Here is a 24206-nt window from a genome sequence, read left to right as displayed (position 1 = left end):
ATCTTTTTTGTTGTGGGACAAAGAGGTGTTGTTTGTTTTGAAAATTGTTATTTTTGAGAGTATTCCATATAATGAGAAGTATAGGGGCTATACAGGGGAGTTATGAATGGATAATACTTTAGTTTGTTAATTATTTTGTTTTAATAAAAAAGTAAATTGATTTGGAGTGAAATACATTGGGACAAAATCAGTTTAGATGGAGTAACAAGCAATTACGAGAACATGTTGAAATAATAGACGGTACAAGAAGTCCACACAAATTATTAAAGAATGCAACATACTTAAATTCCTATATACGTGAATGGATGCAAGCAAATATTTGGATTTATGATGACCGTATTATATATGTAGGAGAAAAGTTGCCAGAGCAACTATATAAATGTGAAGTCATTGATTGTGATGGAAAGTATGTCGTTCCCAGTTACATAGAACCGCATGCACATCCATATCAGTTGTATAACCCAGAGACGCTAGCAAATCATGCGATGCAATTTGGGACAACGACTTTTATTAGTGATAATTTAACTCTATTTTTCACATTAAAACGTGAAGAATCATTTCGTTTATTAGAGGAATTTAAAAAGATTCCAGCTACTATGTATTGGTGGTGCCGTTTTGATGGACAGACTGAATTGCAAAACGGGGAATCTTTGTTTAATAGTAAAGAAATAATAGAATGGCTGAAACAAGAAGCTGTTCTTCAAGGTGGGGAGTTAACAGCATGGCCAAAATTATTACATGGTGATGATGAAATGTTAACTTGGGTGCAGGAAACGAAGCGATTGCAGAAGAAAGTAGAAGGCCATTTTCCAGGTGCATCTGAAACGACTTTAGCGAAGTTAAAACTGTTAGGTACAGATTGTGATCATGAAGCGATGACAGGGCAGGAAGCTTTCACTCGTCTTATGCAAGGTTACACCGTTTCTCTTAGAAATTCTTCCATTAGACCGGATTTAGAAGTTTTATTAAAAGAATTGTTGGAATTAGGCGTGAAACAGTTTGATAGATTTATACTTACTACAGACGGCTCACATCCTTCGTTTTATGAAAATGGAATGACAAACGTAATGATTTCTACCGCGATAAAACAAGGAGTGCCAGTAATAGATGCATACCATATGGCAAGTTATAATATTGCTCGCTATTATAATATGGAACATGTACATGGTTCGATTGCGACAGGTAGAATTGCTAATATCAATATTTTAGAAAGTAAAGAAAACCCAGTACCAATTAGTGTCCTTGCAAAGGGGAAATGGGTGAAGCGTGACGGTGTAAATACGCATGAAGCATTACATATAGACTGGAGTAAATATAAAGTAACTCCATTATCATTAGATTGGTCAATAGAAAAAGAGGATATGATTTTCTCTAATAAAACGGGGATACACTTATTAAATAACGTTATTACAAAACCATATACTAGTGAAATCAATATAGACTGTGATGAATTATCCACAGATCATGATGAATGCTTCCTCATGATGATTGCTCGTGATGGTACTTGGCGAGTAAATACAGTTGTAAAAGGTTTTGCGAAAGAATTAGGTGGTCTTGCTAGTTCTTATTCCGGCACAGGTGATATGATTCTCATTGGAAAAAGTAAAGAAGATATGCTTACAGCTTTTCGTAGAGTAAAAGAGCTCGGTGGTGGAATGGTCGTAGCAGAAAACAATGAAGTGTTACACGAAATAGCATTACCATTGCTCGGGATTATGTCTAATTTAAAAATGAGTGAATTAATACAGGAAGAGAAACAGATGGTGAAATTACTACAAGAGCGTGGCTACGCGTATGATGATCCAGCATTTACAATTTTATTCTTTTCTGCGACGCACTTGCCTTTTATACGAGTAACACCTATAGGATTATATGATGTGAAAAGTAGTAAGGTACTGGCTTCGCCGGTGAATTTAATAAAGCAATATTAAAAGGAAAGGCCCTATAATAGTCTAAATTATAGGGCCTTTTACATTATTAGTATAAGAATATTGTAAGCCTCAAATGATATAGTATCTAAATCATTTGAGGTGATATGTAAATATGAAAAAAATATTTTACATTTTAAGCATATTTATTCTGTGTGTATCGATACAACACGTTGTACATTCCCAATCAGATGCACCAAGGTTATCTTCGGATTGTCTCGAAGAAAGAAAAGTTCGAGATGAAAAGTATGTGAAGAATATAATACAGGACATTAAATCCACATTTAATTTAAATATTGATGAACATAGTTTTTGGGAAGTAAGTAAAAGAGATCTGGAGGCTGCCCATTTGATGTATGGTGGAAAGGAAAATGATTCTTATTATAATTCGCTAACTAAAATTTATGATAGTGGTGGATTTAGCGAACAGCCCAGCTTATTTGTGAGGGCGCAAGAAGCATTTTTACTTTATAAAGAAAAAGATAATATCAATGTAATGAAACGCCTAAAACTAGACGTTGAAAAAGGGGAATGGCTCGTTATAAAAACGAAAAAGAAGAAAGGGAAAAAAGTGAAATTCAAGCCTTTGCAATGTGAAAAAGATTATATGAAAAAGAGAAATGAATAACAAAATACTTATTCATGCTGTTTTTATTCAACGATATTTTGCTGTTGATTTGAAATAGAAAAAGGTAAACGAACATATTAGCTTTATGGAATATGTTTGTTTACCTTTTTTTGAGAGATTTAAAAATTGGGGATGTTTTTAGTTGGAAATTATGTACTGGCTAATGAACTTATAACATTCAATGAATTTGTTCTTCATAAACATTAGATTTTGTGTCAAATGATTTATACATTGCCGAACCACCTATGTATATTTTATTCTACAGTATTTATAAAAGAATATTGGCCATGCATAAGAAATATGATTGGCACAGTTTTTGCTTGTATTAAATGTAAGGAAGGGAGATTGTATGTAAGGAATCTGTACTCGTAATAGTATAAAACAAGCTACTATTGCATTATTAATCATAGTTGTATTTATAGCGGAACTGTAAATACATACAAATAAGTAGGTTTTCGTTTTAAAAATTCTGAATTTTCTTTTAAATTATTAGGGGGCAATGGTATGGTTAAATATTCGAAAATTTCTAAGTGGATTCTTGGTGTTGGACTAGTGACAATAACATGTAATGGTTTGCAAATTCAAGCAGAGACAAAAGAGAAAAATCTGAAGAACGTATTACAAATGGAGCCGGTAGGAATACAGAAATCTGTTGATGAATTGGCGCACCCTTCAAAAGTACAAGAAAATGCATCTTTTACAAAACGGTTAAAATTAGCGGATTTATCGCAGCGTCCACTAGCACCAAACGATAATATTAAACCGTTAGCTGAAGAAAAAAAGTATTCAATGGCTGAGTTAAATCAATTAAATAATAAACAATTAACTGATCTTCTTGTGACAATTAAATGGTATCAAATTCCAGAATTATTTCAGTTTAATAGTGATAGTCTTAAATTCTATCAAGATGATAGTCGAATGCAAGCAATTATTAATAAACTAGCAGAACAAGGACAAGCTTATACGAAAGATGATTCAAAAGGGATTGAAACATTAGTAGAAGCTCTACGTGCAGCATTTTATTTAGGTTTTTACCATGATGAATTAAGCAAACTAAATGAGCGTAGCTACCATGATAAATGTTTACCAGCTTTAAAAACAATTGCAAAAAATCCAAATTTCAAACTTGGTACATCAGAACAAAATAAAGTAATTGCATCATATGGAAAATTAATTGGAAATGCATCAGCAGATGTTGAAACGGTTTTATATGCAGGTGAAATTTTTAAACAATATAACGATAATCTTGCAACTTTCATTGAAGACCGAACAAAAGGAGACGCTATATATGAGTTGATGAAGGGAATTGACTTTGATATTCAGACGGATATGTACACGACTGGAAAAGAGCCTAAAGATACGATGTGGTTTCGAAATATTGATAACTTTATTAATGAAGTAAATCGTTTTGCACTACTTGGTACAGTAACAAATAAAAACGGATGGTTAATTAATAATGGAATTTACTATGCTGGCCGATTGGGCAAGCTTCATAGCACGCCGACAAAAGGACAACAAGTTGTTACAGATGCAATGCGAATTTATCCATATTTAGGAGAGCAATACTTTGTTGCGGCAGAACAAATTACTACAAATTATGGAGGAATAGATGCAAACGGAAAAACTGTAAATTTAGATCAAATTCGAGAAGAGGGTAAAAAGAAATATTTACCGAAAACGTATACGTTTGATGATGGAGCAATTGTCTTTAAAGCTGGGGATAAAGTTAGCGAAGAGAAAATTAAACGTCTATACTGGGCGGCAAAAGAAGTGCGTTCTCAATTTTATCGTACAGTTGGTAGCGATAAACCACTTGAAAGTGGACATGCTGATGATGTGTTAACGATGGTTATTTATAATAGCCCAGATGAGTATCAATTTAATCGTCAACTGTACGGATATGAAACGAATAATGGTGGGATTTATATTGAAGGGACAGGGACTTTCTTTACATATGAACGTACACCAGAGCAAAGTATTTATAGTTTGGAAGAATTATTCCGCCATGAATTTACGCACTACTTACAGGGAAGGTACGAAGTTCAGGGATTATGGGGACAAGGAGAAATGTATCAAAATGAACGTTTAACATGGTTTGAAGAAGGAAACGCAGAGTTCTTTGCAGGTGCAACGCGATTAGATAGTGTAGTACCGCGAAAAAGTATAATTGGTGGGTTATCTAATGATCCTGCAAAACGTTATACAGCATCACAAACATTAAATGCGAAATATGGAACGTGGGATTTTTATAATTATTCGTTTGCGCTGCAATCATATATGTATAATAAGCGCCCTGAAATGTTCGATAAAGTGCATGATTTGATTCGCGCAAATGATGTTTCAAGTTACGATGCATACCGTGCTACATTAAGCAAAGATAATAAGTTAAATGAAGAATATCAATCTTATATGCAAATGCTTATTGATAATCGCGATAAGTATACAATTCCACAAGTATCAGGTGAGTATTTAACTCAGCATGATCCAAAATCGCTTTCGGACATTACTTCAGATATTACGAATGAAGCGAAATTAAAAGATGTGAAAGTAACAAAGAATAAATCACAATTCTTTAATACATTTACACTACAGGGGACATATACAGGAAGTGCGGCTAAAGGAGAAGTTGAGGACTGGAAAGTGATGAATGAAGCAACAAATGATATGTTGAAACGTCTTTCAGGAAAAGAGTGGACTGGATATAAAACATTGACTGCTTATTTTGTAAATTACCGTGTAAATAATGCTGGGCAATTTGAATATGATGTTGTGTTTAGCGGAGTGAATACGGAAGAAGGTACGGCTGTAGAAAAAGAACCAAATAATTCATTTGAAACAGCAAACCCACTATCTTTGAATATTTTGTTAAGAGGAACCTTGAGCGATCAAGATCAGGGGGATAAATTTGTTATTGATGTAAAGGATCAAAAAGATTTACAAATTTCTGTTACGAACGAACAAAATCTTGGACTGAACTGGGTATTATATTCTGAATCAGATTTAAATAATTATGTAGCTTATGCAACAAAACGTGATGGAAACAAATTGCTTGGAAATTATAATGCAAAGCCAGGGAAATATTACTTAAGTGTATATAAGTATGGTGGTGGAACAGGGAATTATACGGTACAAGTAAAATAGTTTACTATAGTTTGTTTTGAAAGGCTACTTATCGCATTTTTTAGCGAAATAAAGTATGTAATGTTAAACATTAAACTAAGCCAACATATCCCTGTTCTAATTATAGAACAGGGATATGTTGGCTTTATATTTTCAAATTAAATAACCTCATTGGATTTTGACAAGAAAATAATTAATATAGATTTGAATTCTCATTCGTAAAGCATGTTTTAATCTTCTTAATGCTCTTTCATTTTTGTCTCAATGCTTGTTTTCAAATCAGTTGATACTTGATTGAAATACCCCAAAACGATCTCCCTAATATCATCGGATATAACTTTCAAATCACTAGCTAAGTTTTCAGCGAGATGTTCTTTTTCTATTGGCTGTAACTTCGTATAAAATTCACCAGCCTGCGTAAAGTCATTCTGTTTTGTTATAGAAGTTCTTTCAAGTTTACCTTCAACGTACCTTCCGTCACCGCTTGTAATTTGATTAGCGGGTGTCCAATCTTGTTGTTGGTTAATCGTTAATTTGCGAAATTCGGGACCAATTCTTCTTCTTTGTGAATCACTGTAAATGTTAGCGCGCCCTTGAAGCATTTTATCATCTGATAGTTCTGCGCCATCCAGTAAATTAGAAGGGGAGAATGCGACTTTTTCTACTTGTTCCATAAAATTTTCAGGGTTTTTATTTAATACCATTTTCCCGACTGGTATGAGAGGATACGTCTGTTCATCCCATACTTTTGTGTCATCTAAAGGATCATAAGAAAGGTGCGCTTCATTTTTCGGATCCATGAGCTGGACGTATAAACCATACTCCACTGGTTTACCATTTTCAATTGCATCATATAAATCTTTCCCGCTATAATCAGGATTTTCGGCAGCTAGTTTAATTGCTTCTTTACTAGTAATGTACTGTACACCTTCAAATGGGTACCAATGATACTTTACATACTTTCGATTACCTTCCGCATTTCTCCAAACGTATGTATTTACACTATGTCCTGGTATGTGGCGAAGACTTTTGGCTGTACCATTATTAGAGTATAAATGGACAACAAAATGAATAGATTCAGGTGCTTTAGCGACAAAACTCCAAAATCTATCAGGGTCTATTAAGTTATTTTTAGGTGAAGGCAATAATGCTTGAATCGTTTCAGGGAAACGCATCGGATCACGAACAGAAAAAACAGGGATGTGATTGCATAAAAGGTCAAAAATGCCTTCTTTTGTATAAAATTTTGTGGAAAAACCGCGTACATTTCTAGAAGTATCCGGTGTTCCTTTCGTACTAACAGCTAACGAAAATCGCACCATAACAGGAACTTTCTCATTAGAATTTTGTAAAAAACTTAATTTAGTATGTTCAGACATCGAATATATCGTTTGAAAATAACCGAACGCACCAAATCCTTTTACATGAACGGGTCTTTCTAAAATTTTTTCATGAATAAATTGTTGTAATGACTCATGCAGTACACTATCTTGCTCTAGTACGGGTCCACGTGAACCAACTGTTTGAGAGTGAAGTTTAGCTTGTTCATTACGTTCGTCATTTTCATTAAAGTCTTTCCCTAGTATAGGTTGCCCTTGTTTATCATAGTTTTCATCCATCGATATAGCCTCCAAATCTTTTTTGTCCATTGTTACTAAATATGATTCTATAGCCCTAATTATGTACGACATGCAAAGTTCAAAGCAGTAACATACCGCTAGATGAAAAAAACACATATGTAGTGGACCTGTTGAAATAGAAGAAATTATGGAAAAATGAATATCGGGAAGAGAAAGCACACGTTTTACTAAAAAAGTGGAAAAAAACAACTATTAAAATTTCAATCTTAAAACTTAATTTATAAACGATTATATAGAGAATGAACGTTAAAAAAGGGAAAATAACTAGGAGGAATTTAACATGTCGGATTGGTTTCAATTAGATAAAGAATATATGATGTCTACATATTGTCGTACAGAGGTTGCAATGGAAAGAGGAGAAGGGTGTAAACTGTATGATGTAGATGGTAAAGAGTATTTAGATTTATTTTCTGGCGTAGGAGTAAATGTATTAGGATACAATCATCCTAAAATTGTCCAAACGACAATGGAGCAAGTTGCGAAATCGTTACATTTACCGTTTCATTTCTTAAACCCAGTTGCAATTGAATATGCAAAGAAATTAGTTGATTGCTCTTTAAAAAACGGAAAAGTCTTTTTTACAAACTCTGGTACGGAAGCGACAGAAACAACGTTGAAATTAATTGATAAATATAGAGCTAATAAGGGTGAAGAACGTGAAGGAATTGTAGTACTGAAGAATAGTTTCCACGGGCGTACGTTAGGAGCACTTCATTTTACGAGACAGGAAAGTGTATATCAAAATTTCCCTAAAACATCGATTCCAGTATATGAAGTAGAGCGCGAGAATATAGAGCAATTAGAAGAAACAATTGTTAGAGAAAATCCAATTGCGATTATGCTAGAGCCTGTATTAGGAAGCGGGGGGATATACCCTTTATCAAGTGAATATTTACATGGTGTTCAAAACTTATGTGAGAAATATAATGTACTACTGATCGTCGATGAAGTACAAAGTGGTATGGGGAGAACTGGCAAACTATTTGCTTATCAAAATTTCAATATTACACCGGATATTATTCAAATTGGTAAAGGTGCAGGAGGCGGGATACCGCTTGGCGGAATTATTGTAGGTGAAAAGTTATGTGATGTATTCGCACCAGGAGATCACGGCACAACATTTGCTCATTCATCAATGGGAACGGCTTTAGGGTTAACGGTATTAAACGCATTGATTGACGATGGTTTAATGCAAGAAGCGTATGAAACGTCACTTTATTTGAATGATAAATTGCAAGAAATTCAGAAAGAAAATTCTTATTATATTGGGGAAGTACGTCATGCTGGCATGATGTTTGGAATTAGTTTGAATGATACGAATGAAAATGTGAAGAAATTACAGGTAGAGCTAATGGAGAAGGGGATATTAGTTGATGTTACACAAGGGAACATCATTCGTTTACTTCCTCCATATATAATTACAAAAGAAGAAATTGATGCATTTGTTAAGGAGTTTATCACTTGTATGTATAGTTTAGCAGCTACAAGTGTTTAAAAACTTTAATGAAAAAGTACCTTGATTTCTATTCAAATAGGAAGAAAATAAGGGTGAAAAAAATAAATTTACAAATTAAATTAAAAAGCTGAAAAAGGTACTCATATAGCGCCTTCTTCAGCTTTTTAATTTTAATAAATTACTTAACCTATGGAGCATCTCATTGGACAAATATTTAATTATGTGAAACAATAATAACAGATAAGGAGACGTTAATTTTCCTTAAGTGCTTCGAATTAATTTATTCAATAAGAGAAGGTGTGCTTAAAGAAGTTAAATTAAATAAGGAGCTGTTTTATTATATGCAACAAAATAATGATTTAAATTTTGAACCTCAAGACGTTAATATTGTCAATCCTAAACAAGCCAGGAAAGCAGTAGTTGCTACTGGCATAGGGAATGCAATGGAGTGGTTTGACTTCGGATTATACGCGTATTTAGCGGTAATTTTAAGTCAATTATTCTTCTCAGGTGTTGATAATAGTGGGTTGCAACTTGTACTTACATTTGCTACTTTTGCAGTGGCCTTTCTCGTTCGACCAATCGGAGGTGTATTCTTTGGTAGAATAGGAGATAAGTACGGCCGAAAAATCGTGTTAAGTACTACTATTATTTTAATGGCACTTTCTACATTATTCATCGCATTACTACCAACCTATGAACAAATTGGTGTATGGGCACCAATACTTCTTTTAGTTGCCCGAATGATTCAAGGCTTCTCTACAGGCGGCGAATATTCAGGAGCAATGGTTTATATCGCAGAATCTTCTCCAGATAAAAAGCGTGGTATACTCGGTAGTGGTCTTGAAATTGGAACACTCTCAGGTTACATTGCTGCATCGGTAATTGTTACCATTTTGACGTTATTGTTAACAGATGAACAAATGCTCAGCTGGGGCTGGCGTATTCCTTTCTTAATAGCTGCACCAATTGGTTTGGTCGGTTTATATTTACGCCGTCATTTAGATGAATCTCCCATCTTTGAAGAGATGGAAAAAGCACAAGAGGAATCTGAAGACAACGAACAATTTTCATTTATAGATATATTAAAATATCACAAAAAAGACTTCTTATTAAGCACAGTAATTGTCGCCTTCTTTAATATTACGAATTATATGATTCTTTCGTATATTCCTTCTTATCTAACTCAAGTACTTAAAGTCAAAGAAACAACTGGCTTATTAATTATTTCAATTACGATGGCACTTATGATTCCGCTATCACTTTATTTCGGTAAATTAAGTGATAAAATTGGTAATAAACGCGTCGTGCAAATTGGTTTACTTGGTTTAACTGTATTTGCAATTCCGGCATTTTTACTAATAGGTAACGGACATATTGCAGCTATATTTGCAGGTATTTTCATTTTAGGATTCTTCCTAAGTGTATATGAAGGAACGCTACCTTCATTATTACCATCACTATTTTTCACCGATGTACGTTATCGAGCACTTTCGATCTCATTTAATATTTCTGTATCGATATTCGGTGGTACAACACCGCTCGTATGTTCATACTTAGTTCATGCAACCGGTAACCCGCTTGCACCGGCATTTTATTTAGCAGGTGTAAGTATTATTGGATTAGTCGTATTTAGTGTATTATTCGTTACAACTTCAGGACGTGCGCTAAAAGGTTCATATCCTACAGTAGAATCGAAAAAAGAAGCACACCTAATTGCTAAAGAAGATCCTGAAGAAACACTTTGGTGGCATGAAGAGTCATTAGAAATTGAAGCAGGGAAGAATGCTTCAATTTAAAAAGCAACGTAGAAGTATAAAAAGACTCCTATGAATATAGGAGTCTTTTTGTTACGTTATTTCTTTCGTTTCTTCAAACTTTTCTGATAGGCATAAAGCTTTTGAATCTCTTCCTTAAATTCATGCAGAAGTACAATGCTTTTACCATTTGAATAACGCACCGTATTATAAGCATCTATAATAATATCACTTTGAATATTTACATCTTCTTCATCATTTATTCTTTCTAGCCAAGCCTCAACAGTTTCTCCCCGTTTTCTATTTAAAGGAGGGGTTAACTTACTCTCTAGCTTGAAAATTTCCTTCCGAATTTCGTTATGCGGCGGTTTATTTCGTTTAAAACGATTTTGGTTCGTTCCTTCTTTATTAGTAATGATAGTAGATTCGAAGGCAGGCATATTTGGTAAACTGAATTGTTTTCGTCTTTTTATTATTTTCCAAACAACGTAAATAGCAATGGTTGTACATACTATTATGGTAATGCTATTTATGAGAGTTGGATCAAAAGCACGCTGTCCAAATTCATCTTTAATTTGAGGGTCCTTTAAATTCCCTTTATTCGCCCAAAAATCGTCTGTTTCTTTTGATTCAGCTGCCGAAAATAAGGGATTAATGGCGTATCCAAATCCTAAAGCAACTACTTGTACGGCATAAGAAAAAAGAAGCCGAATGTATGGGAAAATAGGAATGAGGAAAGCACTAATTATTCCAATCGTAATAAGAGAAGCGAAACGTAATAACTGCTGATTACGATTTGCCCCGGTTAACCAAAATGTAATCATTATGTGTAAGACTAACAGTAACAGTTTCCACAAAGGTGGAAAGGGCGAATAAAATATAGCTGAAACACCAAACCAAACAATACCGCCTAACGATTTTTGAACCGGATATCCTGGTCCGACCACATGTACGATAAAGAAGAAAAGTGGTAACATTATTGTGCCAAATAGAGAGAAAGAGAGAAAGAGAGAACAACCGATTATTTGAGTAAGTAACAGTATGACAAATCCTGTTGTTTTTTTCTTCATAAATTTATGAAGAAGAAATACGCCTACATAGCCTGTTGCTAAAAATATGGAAATAGCAACAAGGTCATCCCTTTCTGTTAATAATGAAAGGAGGAGAAGCAAAATAAAGTCATTAACGTGATAGAGCCAAGTTTTCAACCGATTCCACCATCCCTTCGCTATTAATGAGGAACGTTGGCTGCGAGAGAAGAGGGAGTTCATTTTTCTGTAAACCAATGTATATCATTGTAGACGAACGTTCTCTCTTTCTCATTACATAATGAAGGAATCCTTGTTTCGGCAGTAACGTACTATCATCTGAAACACGTGCTAATTCTTCTAAAGCTTTTGCATATTGTGTTTGCCCTTCATGTAACGATAAATGTAATGCACCACCTTCTGCTAATACACTAATAAATAATTCAAACGGTATGTGATGCTTCGTTGCATATTGGCAAATGTATGTTGCGAATGAAATTAAATCTTCAACATTATCTTTCCAACCAAATCCACGATCGGCAGCTAAAGAAAGACAAATCGTCCAACTATAATTTTTTACAGGTTCAAATTGCTTCGCTTGTAATTCTTGCATTTTAGCAGATGCCTTCCAATGAATAGAGCGGAAAGACTCACGCTCATATCGCTTTACACCGATAATAGATGTTTCATCATTGTAAAAAGAAAAATTAGTTCGATAAGAACCAGTTAGAAGTTGCTGAAGTTCTTGCAAACCTGCTACTTCTTTAGGAGAAGGATACACAATAATTTCAGTTTTTAACTTATCGAAAACAGGTAAGTGTACATTTAATAAATGAAAAGGATCTTTTAAAACGCATTCGAACTGTTCAATTTGAAACACACCACGTTTCGTTGCGGTTAATGTTAAATCCCATTTTTGCGCCGAATGTGCAGGTTGTGAAAATGGAAAAGAGAATAACGTTTTTGATATTCGTTCAATTCCTTGATCTTTATGCTGTATAAGAGACGAATCTAAATGGAAATAACAAACACCATTAACGAGAGGGATATTTGCACCGTTTTTCAAATGAATAAAAAACTTTCCAGATTCATCAGGGAAAAGCCGAGTTGTTTGTCTCTCGTTTATAACTTCAAATTTTTTCTCTATGTAAGCGACATATTTATAAATGAAAACCGCAAATAAATAATAGGAGAAAAAGAGAAACATTATAATTCGTTGCGGCATAAAAAACGTAAATAGTATAGCGCCTGGCACAGTTAGTTGAATAATATGGAGTTGAAAAAATAAAGGTACAGTTACAACACGCTGTCCATTCATGCTTGCTCAATCTCCACAGGTACGTCAACTTCTTTTAAAATACTTTGCATAATATCATTTTTAGTCGTGCGCAGGGCACCTTCCATTGATAAGAAAATACGGTGATTCCAAACAGAAGGAGCTAAAAATTGTATATCTTCAGGGGTGCAATATTCTCTCCCGCGTAAGAAGGCTAATGCTTGAACTGCGCGCACTAAAGAAAGTGTGGCACGTGGGCTTACACCATTAGCGATATAATCGTGATTTCTTGTAGCATGAGCAAGTTTAATAATGTAATGTTCTAACGGTTCCGAAACAAATATTTCTTTTACTCGTTTTTGAGCTTCTAAAATATCTTCTAATGAGATGACAGATGTGACACTTTCTAATGGTAAATCGTTACGAAAACGTCGCATCATTTGTAACTCATCTTCAGGAGTTGGATAACCGATTGAAATCGTCATTAAAAAGCGATCAAGCTGTGCATCTGGAAGAGGGAAAGTCCCTTGTGATTCAATTGGGTTTTGCGTTGCAATAACAAAGAACGGTTTCGGGAGAGGAGTAGACTGTTTTTCAAGCGTCACTTGTCGCTCTTCCATCGCTTCTAACAAACTAGACTGTGTTCTCGGCATTGCACGGTTAATTTCATCTGCTAGCAAAATATTGGTCATGACTGGTCCAAGTCTTAATTCGAATTCACTCGTTTTCGGATTGAAATATTCAATACCTGTCACATCACTTGGAAGTACATCAGGGGTAAATTGAACACGAGAAAAACTACCGCCAATACTTTTTGAAATGGTTTTCGCCAGTAACGTTTTCCCAGTACCAGGCACGTCTTCGAGTAGTACATGTCCATCAGCAAGCAGTGAAACAAGCAGTAGATCAATAACATTTTCTTTACCAACAAACACAGATCCTATGTTTTCTTTCAATTTATTTATCATATGTACCATTCCTTTCAGTATAAAAGAGCTAATATTTCTATATTTTAACAAATTATTCAGAAAATTGGTATCATTTTTAAATTCAAAGAAATAGATATTTAATTATTAAATTACTCTTGCATATTTTGGAATATGATTATACAATATCGGTATACGATGTATCGCGAGTCGATATATCATGAGGCGATGTATCGGAGGTAGTTATAATGAATGTGAAGGCGCAAAAATATATTCCGTTAACTGAGGCGACATACTACATATTATTGTCACTTGTAAAGCCGATGCATGGTTATGGAATTATGCAAATGGTAGAAGAGATGACAAATGGAGAAGTAAAACTCGGTCCTGGTACGTTATACGGGAATACGACGAAATTACTTAAAGAAAAATTAATTGTTGAAGTTGCCTCTACAGATAGAAAGAAGTGCTATGAGTTAACAACGTTTGGGAGAGAAGTGTTAGAGCTCGAGTATAACAGGTTACAGAGATCTGTAAGGAATGGGAATAGTATATTAGGGGAGTGAATGGAATATGGAGACAAAGAAGGTATTCAAACCTTTCGCGATATGGAGCTTGGAAAAAGAAGAAGCTTTTTTAAGAAAAATGCATCAAAAAGGATGGGCTTTACAAAAGTATAATGTAATGTATACGTTTAAGAAAACTGAACCGAAAGATGTAATATATAAAGCGGATTTTAGACTGGATTATAAAGATTCGAAAGAAAAACAACTAGAATATATTGATATATATGAAATGTGTGGCTGGAAACATGTAACGAGTTTTGCGAAATGGAATTATTTCTGTAAAGAAGTAGACGAGGAAAATGAGTTACCTGATATTTATTCAGACAAAGAAACGAAGATACAAAAACTTGTTGAATTGATACAGTTCGTTGCAATTATGTTTGTAACGTTAATTCCAGTGCTTTACTTATGTTTTCTTGGAGTATCAGAATCAGGATTATATAGAGGTATGGTAGGGTTTTTAGTTTGTATATATTCATATGCGTTTATTAATTTATTTAGAAAGCTTAAAAAAATGAAAAAGGAAATATTTTAACAAAGGGTGATATTCTTAGAGGAGATATATAATTGGGAAATCATCTTCTCTAATCTTTATATATATTTATTTTGTTAACTATTTTTTATATAATAAAAATAAATATTTAATTCATAGAACTAACAGTTACAAAGATAATACCAGTAACAATACCTAAAAAAATCATAAATGAAGAAGAAATAATTAATAATAAAGAATTAGCAATAAATATCACTTTATTAGATTTTTGATTTTTAAAATGGTAATAAAGTAAAAGACCACAAATAGTAGAAACAATCCATATTGTTAGACCGTAAGGAGTCGTTATTTTTTCCAAATCGAAGATCAAAAAGTAAAAGATGACTATGTGGCAAGTTACTAGTAGAAATGTTGATGGAAGCATTATCTTTTTATTTAAAATCATTTGTTTTACCTCACTTATGTAAATATTACCAAAAGGGTGTGGGTTTTAATATATAATAAGGAAGAAATACATCTTTAATTAACTTATTAAATGGAAAAATCCCTTATAGAAAAATCTATTTCTACAAGGGATAATAATGTTTTTATTAGAAAGACTGATTTTGCGCAGGTTTAATAAATTGTTCTGGGTTTTCAACAAGCCCACATACAGCGCATTGGACGCGATAAGTAGGTCCTTGATAGGCCATATGAAAAGCATTCATCGTTTCATTTGTGTATTCCTCTTCTACTTGACCAGTTTGTGGGTTTAATTTGACTGGTTTTACTTGTTGCTCAAGAATATTAAAGCGAGTACGGTTCGTTTTACAGCTTGGACATAGCATTGGTTCCATATGTATACACCTCCATTTGTATCATTTCTTAAAATCTTTAATTTTATGCAAGCAAAAAACTTTCTCAATATAAATAGGTGTTTAATGTATTTAAAATTCAGAAAAAATAAAATATAATAAAAGTACGAACTGGTTATGTCCAAACCAAATCTCCTGTTTTATGCCAATAAGCTGGGGGGCCGAGAAATCGGCCTCATTTTTTTTGCTCATTACTACAAGGAACAAGGTTTTTGTGAGACTTTTGTCGAAATTTTAGGGATAGATATAAAGGGGGATGTAAAATGGATTTGAAAATGAAGTACATCATTTTATATGTAGAAAAGTTTGAGGAATGTTTAAAATTCTATAAAGATATTTTACAGTTACCTATAAAAGCAGAGCACGGTACATATATTGAATTTAATACTGGAACTACCATTTTAGCGATGAATACGCGGCAAGATGTGAAAGAATTAACAGGACTACCGCTTACAGAAGGTGAATTAAAGTCTTCTCATTTCGAATTAGGATTCGTTGTTGAGAATGTACAAGAAACGATTGAGCAATTTGGAGAACAAGGAATCAAGATTTTAGTTGAACCTATTGTAAAACCGTGGGGACAAACAATTGCCTACATTGCTGATCCAGATGGAAATTATATTGAAATTTGCAGTTCATTAGAATAGAGGGAGAAAGAGAGATGGGATTTCCAAAACTAGAAACAGAACGTTTACGACTAAGAGAACTTACACTATTAGATGCAGAAACGATGTTCCAATATTTTTCGAAAGAATCAGTTATACGTTATTTCGGAATGGATTCTTTTGAAAATATTGAGCAAGCGAAAACAACGATTCAAACGTTTAAAAATCGTTATGAAGAGGGCAGTGTATTTCGCTGGGGAATCGAGAAAAAAGGGACGGGCCAATTAATCGGAACGTGCGGATTTCATTTAATTAATAATAATCATAAACGAGCTGAAATTGGTTATGAATTAGATGATACATATTGGGGACAAGGATATGCATCGGAAGCATTACAAGCGATTTTAGCTTACGGATTTGAAATGCTGCAACTGATAAGAATCGCAGCGGTTGTATATGTAGAAAATAAAGCTTCTCAAAAGTTGTTAATAAAAGCAGGATTTCAAGAAGAAGGATTACTTCGAAAACATATGATTCAAAATGGAGTTGCTCACGATACCATTTTATATTCTTTATTAAAAGAAGAGTGGAAGAAGTAATGGGTACAAACGAACTTATAACGATTATGAAGAATCATAGGGAAAATAGATTCATTTTAGGTATAGATGGTTTAAGTCGTTCAGGAAAAACAACATTCGTAGCAAATTTAAAAGAAAATATGAAACAAGAAGGCATTCCGTTTCATATTTTCCATATTGATGATCATATAGTGGAGCGTAATAAACGATATCATACTGGATATGAAGAATGGTATGAGTATTATTATTTACAATGGGACATTGAATGGCTAAGGCAGAAATTTTTTCAAAAGCTACAACATGAAACAAAATTGAAATTACCTTTCTTTCATGAAGAAACAGATATATGTGAAATGGAAAAAGTACAGATTCCTATTGTAGGCGTAATTGTTATTGAAGGAGTTTTTCTGCAGCGAAAAGAATGGAGAGATTTCTTTCATTATATGGTCTATTTGGACTGTCCAAGAGAGACAAGGTTTCTACGTGAGAGTGAGGAGACACAGAAAAACCTTTCAAAGTTTGAAAATAGGTATTGGAAAGCAGAGGATTATTACTTAGAAATGGAATCGCCGAGGGATAGGGCGGATTTAGTCATTAAATGATTTGAACATAGAAGGTGAATAGAATGAATATTTTATGGGATTTTGATGGGACGTTATTTGATACGTATCCTGCATATACAATGATGCTTTCTGAAATATTAGGTGATTCAGTAGAAAAACAAGAAATATACAAAAACTTAAAAATATCATACTCTCATGCAATTCAGTATTATAATATTTCATGCGAGCAGGAAGAAAAGATTAAAGTTTTGAAGGGAAAATTCACGCCAAAAGATATGAAACCTTTTGCAGGTGTCGAAGAGATTTTGAAATTTGCAGATAAAAATGTGATTATGACCCATAAACATAGGGCTGGAGTTATGGATATTTTAAAATATTATGGCTGGGAAAAATACTTTGTAGATATGGTTACAATTGACGATGGCTTTCCCCGAAAGCCGAACTCTTTAGCTTACGATCATCTGCATAAAAAATATAATATTGATTTAGCTATTGGAGATAGAGAATTAGATTTATTACCTGCAAAAGAATTAGGTATTTCAACATGTATGTTTCAAGGTAATTGTGATGTAGCGGATTATTCTTTATCACATTACTCGGAGTTTTTTAAGGTATTGAGTGATAGAGAGTTTTCTTTATAAAAAAGTTATTAATAAAGACTGTATCTTTCATTTTAAAGGTACAGTCTTTATTTTTTAGAGCTATTATATACCAATTGCCGTGGATTAAAGAATGATTGTCTATCTTTAGTAAAGAAATAGTCAGGTTAGTTGTTAGATAGAAATAAACTGACAGATAAAGTGATAGTGTCCATTTTATCTGCTTTTTATTATAACCAAATTATGGTTATTCATGCTAATATAAACTCATAGCTATATAGAAGGGGTGGGATTAGTATGAAAACAGAAATAGTTCCTAAAAAGAAGTACAGTATAATAAGCTATATATCTTTACTCATCGGCATTTTGTGTTTTCTATTCGTTTTTATAACGCCAACAAGGATAGCGAATGCAGGTAATATAGTTGGAGATTATATTACAATTGCCCTGACAGGTGTAGGTATCATGCTTTCAATAATCACAATGACGAAAAAAACAGAAAAGAAGGGGGTTGCTATTCTTTCATTAATACTGTCCTCATCATTTTTTATATTTTGGATTATAGCAATTATCCTATTGTTTACTGGTCAAATTAGTTTTGCACCGTAATGTGAAATAAAAAGAGTCCTTTTCGTATGATAACGGGTTCAGTTACCGGAGAGAAAATATAAAATAACACACAAATTAGGGATGTAAATCACATATGATTTAGCAACCCTTTTTTTATTGTTAGTACAGTGTTTAAGCAATTTTATATAGTTAAATAGTGTTCTAAATAACAAGATAAATGGAAAATTTATGTTAAAATAATTATAGAGATTGTGAAAAAATGTTCTTAAACTAGCGGTCAGATTACTTTAAGAAAGTTTTTTCAAAGGAAATGGTAAATATCATATTTTGAAGGGGTGATTGTAGTGGAGTAAGTGATTTTTTTAATCTTGGTTAAATACTTTGAAGATAGGGGTTTATAACTATGAATACAAAACTAATAATAGTAGAAGGGTTACCTGGATTTGGAAAATCAACCACTGCAAAGCTAATAAATGAAATTCTAAGCCAAAATAAAATTGAAGTTGAACTATTTTTAGAGGGAAATTTGAACCACCCAGCCGACTATGATGGTGTATCTTGTTTTAATAAATTTGAGTTCGATAGATTATTATCTAACAGTGGAGGTTTTAAAGAAGTGCTCCTTAAGAAAGTTCTAAAAAAAGGAAGCAATTATTTATTACCATACAGAAAGATAAAAAATGAGTTTGGTGACCAGTTTTCGGACGAATTATTTAACATTATTTTAAAAAATGATATATATGAATTACCATTCGATAAAAATGTTGAATTAATTGCTGATAAATGGAATGACTTTGCTGAAATTGCTCTAGAAGACAATAAGGTTTATATTTTTGAATGTTGTTTCATACAAAATCCATTAACTATTGGGATGATTAAATATGGTGAACAAAAAGAAAAAATGATAAATTATGTAATGAAAGTTGCAAAAATCATAGAGAATTTAAATCCAATGTTATTGTATGTAGAACAAGATAATCTTGAATTTTCATTTAGGAAGGCGTTAAAAGAAAGAACTCCAGAATGGTCCACAGGAATTATCGACTATTACACTAACCAAGGCTATGGAAAAGAACATAACCATTCAGGTGTAGAAGGAGCGATAAAAGTTCTTGAAGCTAGAAGGAATTTAGAATTAGAAATATTCGATATGTTAAAAATGAAAAAAGAAAAAATCAATAATACAAAATATGAAATTGACTCATATAGGTCAATGTTAAAAGATAAGTTAGCCATACAAATGGTGAAATAGCTTTTTACACTAACTGGTGCTTTAGTTGAAGAGGGAAATAAAAAACGCTCAGAATATTTTCTGAGCGTTTTAGTTTGTTATTTCTAATGTTTATTAGCATTTTTCTCTTCCTAAACTGAACCCATTATTCATATGAAGGACTCTTTTTATTCGGTATCTTCAGGTTGATATTCTAAAATATCCCCCGGTTGGCATTCTAATGCCTTGCAAATGGCTTCTAAAGTTGAAAAACGGACTGCTTTTGCTTTTCCATTTTTCAAGATAGAAAGGTTAGCCATTGTAATTCCAACCTTCTCCGAAAGTTCTGTTACACTCATTTTTCTTTTTGCTAACATTACATCAATATTAATAATAATTGCCATATTATTCACCTCAGACCGTTAAATCATTTTCTGATTTTATATCTATAGCATCTTTTAATAGTCTTTGGAGAACGGCAGCAAAGACCGCGATTACCATTGAAGCAAAAATCATAATCATTCCGATAATAATAATGCCAGGGGCGTCATCTCTCTCTGCCACGAGATAGAAAAGTGGCATACCTAATACATATAATACACTAATTGCCAATGCGCTGTACTTAATATTTTTTAAAGCTTTTACAGATAACTCTGAGAATGCGTTGTTTTTATCAATATAGTTTAAAAGCTTAAATGTTTGGTACAGTGCGAAGTAATAAGGTATTGCTGTTGCGTATAAATTGATAAATACAAGATATTTAATATATGCAATATCCGGATATAATTCTGCGGCGAAATTTCCTATTTTAGGGACTAAAAAAATGCACATAGCAAGAACAGGGATACCGATCAGAATCACAACGGTCTTTAAAAAGAGTGTTGATCCTTGTTTCATAAAAAGCACCTCATTTATTTATTATCTTATTAATTTAACATGAAATTTATTGTTTAACAATAAATTTTTATTTCTTTTAATCGAGGATTTATTGTTAAACAAGTAATTAATGAAAAGGATGCTAAATCTTTTTTATAAGATAGATGACACATACCGGTATTTAATTAAGGAAAGAAAGAGAAAGTAACTATTGTTAGCTTTATGAGAATTGGGAACTAATAAAACATATGTAGGTTGTGGAATGAAAAAGGAAATAAGGTGTATTTAAATGAATGTAAAGTTTATGGAGGAACAATCATGGTGAATTATGGTGTGAAGATGAAAAAATTACTATTAGTGGGAGCTATAATAGTAAGCATATTAAGTACGGAAAGTATGATGAATTATCATGCGGCCAAAGCTAAGGTGAAAAAAGTAGAACACCAGCCTAAAAATATAATTATGATGGTTATGGACGGAACGAGTTCAACGGCGACAACATTGGCTCGCTGGTATAAAGGGGCACCGCTTACGTTAGATCAAATTGTAACAGGAGGTGTTCGTACGTTTTCGGCGGAATCAGCTATTACAGACTCAGCGCCAGCAGCAACAGCATTAGCAACTGGAAATAAATCGAATTCAGGATATGTAGGCGTACTACCTTCTATTGTAAATTCACCTAACTTAAAGCCAATAAAAGAAGAGGACAAGTTACGGCCGGTCGCAAACGTATTGGAAGGTGCAAAACGTACTGGTCGTGCAACTGGAATTGTTGCTACATCTGAAATTCAGCATGCTACTCCGGCGGGATTCTCGGCTCACCATGTCAATCGCAAGCAATTTGACGTAATTGCGAAGCAGCAAGTATATCAAAATATAGATGTCGTATTAGGCGGGGGAAAAGCGGCGCTGCTACCTATGAAAAGTAATGGAATCCGAAAAGATGGTGAAAATTTAGTAAAGGTGATTCAAGACAAAGGATACGATTTTGTTGAAACGAAAGATGCGTTATTGAACTCCAAATCTAATAAAATTTGGGGCTCTTTCTCAAATCATGCTCTTGCGTTTGATATAGATCGTATAGCAACAAATCCAGAACAACCAACACTTTCTCAAATGACAGAAAAAGCAATTCAAACATTATCAAAAGACAAAGATGGTTTCTTTTTATTTGTAGAAGGTAGTAAGCCTGATTGGGCAGCCCATGCTAATGATCCAATTGGGATGATTAGTGATGTATTGGCATTTGATGAAGCGGTAGCAAAGGCGTTACAATTTGCGAAGAAAGATGGGGATACGATGCTTATAGCTTTAACTGATCATGGTAACAGTGGTATCTCTATAGGGAATAGGAATACGACAAAAGGATACAATACTACACCAGTTTCTGCATACATCGATCCATTGAAAAAGGCGGAAATGACACTTGAAGGAACTATAAATAAACTGAAATCTGATTTATCAAATGTAGAAAATGTAGCTAAACTATACGGTTTGGACAATTTAACTCATGATGAAAAAGAAAAATTAAAAGCGGCAAAAAAGAAAATGGATGTAGGACGAATCCTTACTATATTATTGGCTAATCGTGCAAATATCGGCTTTACGACAGGAGGACATACAGGTGAGGATGTATTCTTACATTCTTATGGACCTCAAAAACCAGAAGGCTTAATCCAAAATACAGACATTGCGAAGACGATGGCGAAAGCGATGGGCTTTAACTTAGAAGAAGTAACGAATAAAATATTTTTAGAGAGTGAACAAGCCTTTAAGAAAATCGGTGCAACTGTAACAGCCGACAAAACCGAAGGAGCAAACCCGTTACTCGTGGTAAAACATAATAAAGTAGAAGCACAACTATTTGGTAACAAAAATATAATTCGTATCAATGGTAAAGGGTATGAATTAGGAAGTATTATTGTAGAGAGTAATGGAAAGTGCTATGTACCAGAAGAAGCAATTCAACTATTTGTAAAGCATTCTCGTTAAAAAATTGCCAACCAGTTAAGCTAACTGGTGGCAATTTTTTGCGTTTATTCTAAATATAAGGGTTCGGATCGTTTTGGAAATTTTTCCAGATGAGACTTGTATAAACGTTAAAGGGGAATTATATTTTTTTCTTACATTAAAAAATTTCGTTTTGTAGAATAGAGAATTTATACATATAGTAAAGTCTAATGTATTATCAATTAATATTTACGAAAAATATATTAATACTTTAGAATTTCTTTAATTTTCATTATTTTTTATTTAATATTATTCGTTATATTTATAATGTGTTTATTTCAATTTATCGTATTGCAGCGCAGTTTCATATAATTATAAAGCAATCCTCAAAATAAAATCTCCACTAGAGTAAATTTATTATTTTTTTGCGTCTTTTTTATCACGCTATTTGCCGGGCAGTAAGACCCCCACCTCAAAAATCAGCGAAAGCAAAGAAGTTAGGTGGGGGTCGGGCTGCCTGTAAAAGCCCGATTGGTGAGGGCTGATTAAAGTTTCACTTTATTTACGAAAATTATTATGCAGCTAAGAAAACTGTAGTTTATTGGATTAGAGGTATATTAGAATTTAGTTGAAGAAAGAGAGAGGGAATAAAATGAATATAGTGCATTTACGTCCTAAACAGCGGTCTAAGTATCGCATTATGCTAGGGACGTGGTATTACTCTACAAAGAGATACATTCAGTGGTTAGTAGACGGAAAAACATATGCAAAAAGGCTCCAACAAGAAAAGCTACCTTGTACAGCAATTCAGCACCGAACGATATTACTTCGTAAGCTCAAAGATGTAGATATGTGGTATCAACAGAATAAGGTTGTTAATTTGAAAATTGCTGTTGAAAAACTAAATGGTATCGTCATTAGACCAGGAGAAACATTTTCTTACTGGCGTTTAATAGGTAAGCCTACGAGGAAAAAAGGGTATGTAGAAGGTATGGTATTACACTACGGATCTTTTAAAACAGGTATTGGAGGAGGTCTTTGTCAGCTTTCGAATTTAATATATTGGATGACTTTACATACACCACTGACAGTAACAGAACGATATCGTCATAGCTTTGATGTCTTTCCTGATTCTAGGCGAACTCAACCGTTTGGGAGTGGAGCGACTTGTTCCTATAACTATTTGGATTTACAAATTAAAAATGAAACGGACCAACCGTATCAACTTCACCTTTATATGACAGATGAATATTTAGTTGGTGAATGGAGAACAGTCTATCCGCAACTTTATCAATATGAAGTGTATGAGAAAGAACACTCAATTCAACCTGCATACTGGGGCGGTTATATACGACATAATGTGATTCAACGTAAAGTATATAATCAACAGAAACAGTTAATAGAAGATCAATATGTAACGGAGAATCACGCTATAATGATGTATGAACCACTATTAGCTTGTAATAATGAGAATAGTGAGTAATATGGTAATCCATAGATTAAATAGTATAGAAAATATTTAATTCTTATTTTTATTAAAAAAATATAAATCTCAGATTGAAGTGAACCCGAATAGTGGTACA

At 33.3% G+C, this 24206-nt stretch carries 23 protein-coding genes; 15 read left to right on the top strand and 8 right to left on the bottom strand.

What is annotated here, in order from left to right; translation table 11 throughout:
- Window positions 1-176 precede the first annotated feature (176 nt).
- From RT27_RS18585 to colA, 3 genes are all read left to right on the top strand, one after another.
- Entirely contained in the window at window positions 177-1931 is a 1755-nt protein-coding gene (locus tag RT27_RS18585) for an adenine deaminase C-terminal domain-containing protein (protein WP_043936963.1), read from the top strand.
- Between the two features lie 112 nt (window positions 1932-2043).
- Entirely contained in the window at window positions 2044-2556 is a 513-nt protein-coding gene (locus RT27_RS18580; protein ID WP_000719367.1) for a hypothetical protein, read from the top strand.
- A 504-nt stretch (window positions 2557-3060) separates the two neighbouring features.
- Window positions 3061-5697: a collagenase ColA gene (gene colA / locus RT27_RS18575; protein ID WP_043936962.1), complete on the top strand. Its 2637-nt coding sequence runs from the start codon at window positions 3061-3063 to the stop codon at window positions 5695-5697.
- A 218-nt stretch (window positions 5698-5915) separates the two neighbouring features.
- Here the strand turns inward: colA and RT27_RS18570 are convergent, their stop codons facing one another.
- Window positions 5916-7295, bottom strand: a complete 1380-nt coding sequence (locus RT27_RS18570; protein WP_043936960.1) for a catalase — start codon at window positions 7293-7295, stop codon at window positions 5916-5918.
- Window positions 7296-7596: 301 nt separating this feature from the next.
- Here RT27_RS18570 and RT27_RS18565 point away from each other — a divergent pair, with 301 nt between their 5' ends.
- A complete protein-coding gene (locus RT27_RS18565; RefSeq protein WP_043936959.1) occupies window positions 7597-8811 on the top strand; it encodes an aminotransferase class III-fold pyridoxal phosphate-dependent enzyme in 1215 nt (404 codons plus the stop codon).
- A gap of 302 nt (window positions 8812-9113) precedes the next feature.
- Entirely contained in the window at window positions 9114-10571 is a 1458-nt protein-coding gene (locus RT27_RS18560; RefSeq protein WP_043936957.1) for an MFS transporter, read from the top strand.
- A gap of 56 nt (window positions 10572-10627) precedes the next feature.
- Here RT27_RS18560 and RT27_RS18555 read toward each other — a convergent pair whose 3' ends face one another.
- Genes RT27_RS18555 through RT27_RS18545 form a run of 3 tightly spaced genes read right to left on the bottom strand, consistent with a single transcriptional unit; the run spans window position 10628 to window position 13801 of the window.
- Window positions 10628-11737, bottom strand: a complete 1110-nt coding sequence (locus RT27_RS18555; RefSeq protein ID WP_043936956.1) for a DUF4018 domain-containing protein — start codon at window positions 11735-11737, stop codon at window positions 10628-10630.
- Complete coding sequence (locus tag RT27_RS18550; protein ID WP_043936955.1) at window positions 11712-12875, bottom strand: DUF58 domain-containing protein; 1164 nt, start codon at window positions 12873-12875, stop codon at window positions 11712-11714. Before RT27_RS18550 ends, RT27_RS18555 begins: the two co-directional genes overlap by 26 nt.
- A complete protein-coding gene (locus RT27_RS18545; RefSeq protein WP_043936954.1) occupies window positions 12872-13801 on the bottom strand; it encodes a MoxR family ATPase in 930 nt (309 codons plus the stop codon). The genes RT27_RS18550 and RT27_RS18545 overlap by 4 nt, the downstream gene beginning before the upstream one ends.
- 206 nt (window positions 13802-14007) lie before the next feature.
- On the opposite strand from RT27_RS18545, the gene RT27_RS18540 reads away from it, so the two are divergent.
- Both RT27_RS18540 and RT27_RS18535 read left to right on the top strand, forming a co-directional pair.
- Window positions 14008-14325, top strand: a complete 318-nt coding sequence (locus tag RT27_RS18540) for a PadR family transcriptional regulator (RefSeq protein ID WP_043936952.1) — start codon at window positions 14008-14010, stop codon at window positions 14323-14325.
- A gap of 79 nt (window positions 14326-14404) precedes the next feature.
- Window positions 14405-14860 carry a DUF2812 domain-containing protein gene (locus RT27_RS18535; RefSeq protein ID WP_306795453.1) on the top strand — a complete coding sequence of 152 codons (456 nt, stop codon included), beginning with the start codon at window positions 14405-14407 and terminating at the stop codon, window positions 14858-14860.
- A gap of 106 nt (window positions 14861-14966) precedes the next feature.
- Here the strand turns inward: RT27_RS18535 and RT27_RS35810 are convergent, their stop codons facing one another.
- A complete protein-coding gene (locus tag RT27_RS35810) occupies window positions 14967-15263 on the bottom strand; it encodes a hypothetical protein (protein WP_082044886.1) in 297 nt (98 codons plus the stop codon).
- A gap of 145 nt (window positions 15264-15408) precedes the next feature.
- On the bottom strand, window positions 15409-15654 hold the full coding sequence (locus RT27_RS18530) for a hypothetical protein (protein ID WP_000433609.1): 246 nt from the start codon (window positions 15652-15654) through the stop codon (window positions 15409-15411).
- 281 nt (window positions 15655-15935) lie between these two features.
- On the opposite strand from RT27_RS18530, the gene RT27_RS18525 reads away from it, so the two are divergent.
- From RT27_RS18525 to RT27_RS18500, 6 genes are all read left to right on the top strand, one after another.
- Window positions 15936-16319: a VOC family protein gene (locus tag RT27_RS18525; protein ID WP_043936950.1), complete on the top strand. Its 384-nt coding sequence runs from the start codon at window positions 15936-15938 to the stop codon at window positions 16317-16319.
- A gap of 14 nt (window positions 16320-16333) precedes the next feature.
- On the top strand, window positions 16334-16876 hold the full coding sequence (locus tag RT27_RS18520) for a GNAT family protein (protein WP_043936948.1): 543 nt from the start codon (window positions 16334-16336) through the stop codon (window positions 16874-16876).
- Complete coding sequence (locus RT27_RS18515) at window positions 16876-17457, top strand: kinase (protein ID WP_043936947.1); 582 nt, start codon at window positions 16876-16878, stop codon at window positions 17455-17457. The genes RT27_RS18520 and RT27_RS18515 overlap by 1 nt, the downstream gene beginning before the upstream one ends.
- 23 nt (window positions 17458-17480) lie before the next feature.
- Window positions 17481-18059 (top strand): HAD-IA family hydrolase, encoded by a 579-nt coding sequence (locus tag RT27_RS18510; protein ID WP_043936945.1) that lies wholly within the window; start codon window positions 17481-17483, stop codon window positions 18057-18059.
- Between the two features lie 255 nt (window positions 18060-18314).
- Window positions 18315-18626 (top strand): hypothetical protein, encoded by a 312-nt coding sequence (locus RT27_RS18505; protein ID WP_029442651.1) that lies wholly within the window; start codon window positions 18315-18317, stop codon window positions 18624-18626.
- A 364-nt stretch (window positions 18627-18990) separates the two neighbouring features.
- Entirely contained in the window at window positions 18991-19839 is an 849-nt protein-coding gene (locus RT27_RS18500) for a hypothetical protein (RefSeq protein WP_043936943.1), read from the top strand.
- Between the two features lie 146 nt (window positions 19840-19985).
- Here RT27_RS18500 and RT27_RS18495 read toward each other — a convergent pair whose 3' ends face one another.
- Together RT27_RS18495 and RT27_RS18490 are read right to left on the bottom strand one after the other, a co-directional pair.
- Window positions 19986-20201 (bottom strand): helix-turn-helix transcriptional regulator, encoded by a 216-nt coding sequence (locus tag RT27_RS18495; RefSeq protein ID WP_000974619.1) that lies wholly within the window; start codon window positions 20199-20201, stop codon window positions 19986-19988.
- 10 nt (window positions 20202-20211) lie between these two features.
- A complete protein-coding gene (locus tag RT27_RS18490; RefSeq protein ID WP_001977318.1) occupies window positions 20212-20694 on the bottom strand; it encodes a DUF2975 domain-containing protein in 483 nt (160 codons plus the stop codon).
- A 297-nt stretch (window positions 20695-20991) separates the two neighbouring features.
- Between RT27_RS18490 and RT27_RS18485 the strand changes: the two genes are divergently transcribed.
- Both RT27_RS18485 and RT27_RS18480 read left to right on the top strand, forming a co-directional pair.
- Window positions 20992-22665: an alkaline phosphatase gene (locus RT27_RS18485; RefSeq protein WP_043936939.1), complete on the top strand. Its 1674-nt coding sequence runs from the start codon at window positions 20992-20994 to the stop codon at window positions 22663-22665.
- Between the two features lie 610 nt (window positions 22666-23275).
- Window positions 23276-24106 (top strand): VanW family protein, encoded by an 831-nt coding sequence (locus RT27_RS18480; RefSeq protein ID WP_043936937.1) that lies wholly within the window; start codon window positions 23276-23278, stop codon window positions 24104-24106.
- Window positions 24107-24206 lie beyond the last annotated feature (100 nt).

Origin of the sequence: Bacillus sp. L_1B0_5 (assembly GCF_000836715.1) — a bacterium.
GTDB classification, from domain to species: Bacteria; Bacillota; Bacilli; order Bacillales; family Bacillaceae_G; genus Bacillus_A; species Bacillus_A thuringiensis_S.
This window is presented reverse-complemented; position numbering and strand designations above follow the sequence as displayed.